The following is a 3,947-nucleotide window of genomic DNA, read 5'->3' as shown; positions in this document are numbered from 1 at the left end:
CGAGGCCGTGTCGAGCGACACTTCGCCGCAGCCGCGGGTCTAGCCCGACGCCGCGGGTCTCGCCCGTCGCCGCGGTCGAGGCCGATGCGCGCGGCTCGAACCGTGCGATGAGACGAGGACGGCCCCCGGCGAATCGCCGGGGGCCGTCACCGAGTGCGCGCGACCTATGCGGACACGCCCTTCACGGGCGGGTGGTGGAAGGTGTCGCCGAAGACGCGCTCGGACGCGCCCACCCGGTCGAGGTAGGGCGTGACGCCGCCCATCTGGAACGGGAACCCGGCGCCGAGGATGAGGCACAGGTCGATGTCCTCCGCCGCTGCGACCACCTCGTCGTCGAGCATCAGCCGAACCTCGCGGGCGAGGCCGTCCTGCAGGCTGACGAGGATGTCGTCGGCGCTTCGCGGATGCGTGCCGCCGGACACGATCTTCATGGCTCCCTTGTCGAAGCCCTTGACCCTGCCCTTGTCGTCCTTGTCGAGGAGCTTGCCGTAGTCGGCGAGCTTGTGGAGGTTCTCGCTGCGGTAGAAGCGGTCGGGGAACGCGGCGTGGTGGGTGTCCAGCACGTGCGCACCGACCTTCAGCCCGACGAGATCGAGCAGCGCCGACGGGGCCATCGGGAGGCCGAGCGGCGCGATCGCCTGGTCGACGGTCTCGAAGGAGGTGCCCTCGTCGACCGCGCGCATGGCCTCGCCGAGGAGCACGGCGAGCAGGCGATTGACCACGAAGCCGGGGGTGTCGGCGGTGATGACCGCGTTCTTCTTGAGGTTCTTCGCGGTGACCATCGCGGTCGACAGTGTCGCGACATCCGTGTGCGACGTCTTCACGACCTCGATGAGCGGCATGACCGCGACCGGCGTGAAGAAGTGGAAGCCCACGAGCCGCTCGGGATGCGCGAGCTTCGCGCCGATCTGCTCGACCGACAGCGACGAGGTGTTCGTCGCGAGCACGGCCTCGGGAGAGATGAACTGCTCGATCTCGGCGAACACGTCCTGCTTGATCTGGAGCTCCTCGAACACCGCCTCGATGACCCAGTCGCAGTCGGCGAAGTCGGCCTTGTCGGTGGTGCCCGTCACGAGGGCCTTCAGGCGATTGGCCTCATCGGGGGAGATGCGGCCCTTCGAGAGGAGGGCGTCGATCTCGTCGGCGATGTACTCGACGCCCTTGTCGACCCGGGCCTGGTCGATGTCGGTGATCACCACGGGCACGCGGAGGCGGCGCACGAAGAGCAGCGCGAGCTGGCTCGCCATGTAGCCGGCGCCGATGACGCCGACCTTCGTCACCTTCTTCGCGAGCTCCTTGTCGGGAGCTCCGGCCGGCCGCTTCGTGCGCTTCTGCACGAGATTGAAGGCGTAGACGGATGCCTGGAGCTGATCGCCCGCGATGAGGTCGGCGAGCACCTCGTCCTCACGCTGGAATCCCTCGGCGCGAGTGCCGCTCTTCGCCGCCTTCATCAGGTCCAGGGCGGCGTACGGCGACTGCGGGACGGAGCCGATGCGACTCTTCAGCATCTTCGTCGCGATGCCGATCGCGGCATCCCACTTGACGAGCCGTTCCACCTTGCCGGGCTCGTGGGGCCGCTTCACCTTGACGCGACCGGAGATCACGTCGTCGGCCCAGCGGATCGAGTCCTCGAGGTAGTTCACCGACGGGAAGATGGCGTCGGCGAGGCCGAGGTCGAACGCGTCCTGTCCCTTGAGGGTGCGGTTCTGCTTCAGCGGGTTCTCGATCACGACCTTGAGGGCGTTCTCGATGCCGATGAGGTTCGGCAGGATCGTGGCGCCGCCCCAGCCGGGGATGAGCCCGAGGAACACCTCGGGGAGGGCGAGGGCGGGGGCGGAGGCATCCACCGTGCGGTAGTCCGCGTGCAGGCCGATCTCGACGCCGCCGCCGAGCGCGAGCCCGTTGTAGAAGACGAAGGACGGCACGCCGACCTCGCCGATCTTCGCGAGCGCGTAGTGGCCGAGCTGCACGAACTTCTTCGCCGTCTCCTTGTCGGGGATCTCGGCGACCTTGGAGAGGTCGGCGCCCGCGGCGAGGATGAACGGCTTGCCGGTGACGGCCACTGCGTGGATCTCGCCGGCCGCCGCCCGCGCCTTCAGCCCGTCGAGCGTGTCGGCGTACTCGAGGAGTGTGGCAGCGCCGAGCGTGTTCGGCCGGGTGTGGTCGCGCCCGTTGTCGAGGGTGACGAGCGCGAGGGTCTTCCCCGACGAGAGCGGGACATCGCGCACGTACGAGTGGGTGACGACCTCGTCATCGCCCGCGAGGGCGACGAGGGAGGAGAAATCGATCGTGGAGTAGTCGGTCATCCGCGGGCCTTCTTCGCTGCCTTCTTGTCGAAGTTCGGGTTCTCCCAGATCATCGTGCCGCCCTGGCCGAGGCCGACGCACATGCTGGTGATGCCGTAGCGCACCTCGGGGCGCTCGACGAACTGGCTGGCGAGCTGGTTCATCAGGCGCACGCCCGACGAGGCCAGCGGGTGGCCGACGGCGATCGCGCCGCCCCACGGGTTGACCCGGGGGTCGTCGTCGTCGATGCCGTAGTGGTCCATGAAGGAGAGCACCTGCACGGCGAACGCCTCGTTCATCTCGAAGAGGTCGATGTCGTCGATCGTGAGGCCTGCCTTGCGCAGCGCCTTCTCGGTGGCGGGGATGGGGCCGATGCCCATGATCTCGGGGTCCACGCCCGCGAACGCGAAGCTGACGAGCTTCATCTTCGGCGTGAGGCCGAGCTCCTTCGCGGCGGCGCCCGAGGCGAGGATCGCGGCCGTGGCCCCGTCGTTCAGGCCGGAGGCGTTGCCGGCGGTGATGCGGCCGTGCGGGCGGAACGGGGTCTTCAGCGCAGCGAGGCCCTCGAGGGTGGTTTCGGGGCGCATGACCTCGTCGCGCGTGGCCAGGCCCCAGCCCTCCTCGGTGCGGACGGCGACCGGGACGAGGTCCTGCTGGATCTTGCCGGCCGCGTACGCGGCGGCCGTCTTCTGCTGGCTGGCGAGCGCGTAGCGGTCGCTGCGCTCCTTGGTCAGCTGCGGGAAGCGGTCGTGGATGCGCTCCGCGGTGGCGCCCATGACGAGGGCGTCCTCGCCGACGAGCCGCTCGCTGAGGAATCGCGGGTTCGGGTCGACGCCCGAGCCCATGGGGTGGTGGCCCATGTGCTCCACGCCGCCGGCGATGGCCACGTCGTACATGCCGAAGCCGATCGAACCCGACATCATCGCCGCGGCGGTCATCGCCCCGGCGCACATGCGGTCGATCGAGAATCCCGGCACCGTCTTGGGCAGCCCCGCGAGGATCGCCGCCGTGCGGCCGAGCGTCAGTCCCTGATCGCCCGTCTGGGTGGTGGCAGCGATGGCGACGTCGTCGATGCGGTCCTTCGGCACGTTCGGATTGCGCTCGAGCAGTCCGACGATCGCCTTGACGACGAGGTCGTCGGCTCTCGTGTTCCAGTACATGCCCTTTTCACCGGCTCGTCCGAACGGGGTACGGACCCCGTCGACGAACACGACTTCAGCTCGTTCAGCCACGCTGCAGCTCCCTCGATTTCGGTCAGGATGCCTCGATCCTACGAACGGGCCGGGAGGGCGCTGAATCGCTTGACGGAACCTACGAAGCGCCGGATGCGGCATCCTCAACCGATTGTGACGCCTCGACAAAGGCATCGGCGATGATCTGTGCGGTTGCCTCAACCTGCCAGGGTCTCGCGCCGAGCTCGCTGAGCGCCGTCGCGATGGCGTCGGCCGTTGGCTCGGTCGGGGGATGCCACGCGACGCGGCGCAGGTGATCGGGCGTGAGGAGGTTCTCGACCGGCATCTCGATGCGCTCGGCGACCTCGGCGACGAAGTTGTGGACCTCGTCGACGCTGATGTCGTACACCGGTGTGACCGGGGCTTCGGTGATGCTGTTGACCTTCAGCCAGCGTGAACCGGCCAGTTCGCTCAGTCGGTCGTCGCCGGA

Annotated in this window: 2 protein-coding genes and 1 pseudogene; all 3 read right to left on the bottom strand. The window is 68.7% G+C overall.

From position 1 onward, the window contains the following. Window positions 1-164: 164 nt before the first annotated feature. On the bottom strand, window positions 165-2,306 hold the full coding sequence (locus GH736_RS18735; protein ID WP_159606053.1) for a 3-hydroxyacyl-CoA dehydrogenase NAD-binding domain-containing protein: 2,142 nt from the start codon (window positions 2,304-2,306) through the stop codon (window positions 165-167). Then, entirely contained in the window at window positions 2,303-3,517 is a 1,215-nt protein-coding gene (locus GH736_RS18730) for a thiolase family protein (RefSeq protein ID WP_159606051.1), read from the bottom strand. Before GH736_RS18730 ends, GH736_RS18735 begins: the two co-directional genes overlap by 4 nt. A 79-nt stretch (window positions 3,518-3,596) precedes the next feature. Continuing rightward, a pseudogene (locus GH736_RS18725) lies at window positions 3,597-3,947 on the bottom strand (hypothetical protein); the annotation flags it as partial.

This window comes from Agromyces humi, assembly GCF_009720255.1.
Taxonomy (GTDB): domain Bacteria; phylum Actinomycetota; class Actinomycetes; order Actinomycetales; family Microbacteriaceae; genus Agromyces; species Agromyces humi.
This window is presented reverse-complemented; position numbering and strand designations above follow the sequence as displayed.

Coding starts and splice junctions, on each gene's coding strand:
- GH736_RS18735 (WP_159606053.1), bottom strand. CDS start 2,306: ATGACCGACTACTCCACGATCGATTTCTCCTCCCTCGTCGCCCTCGCG.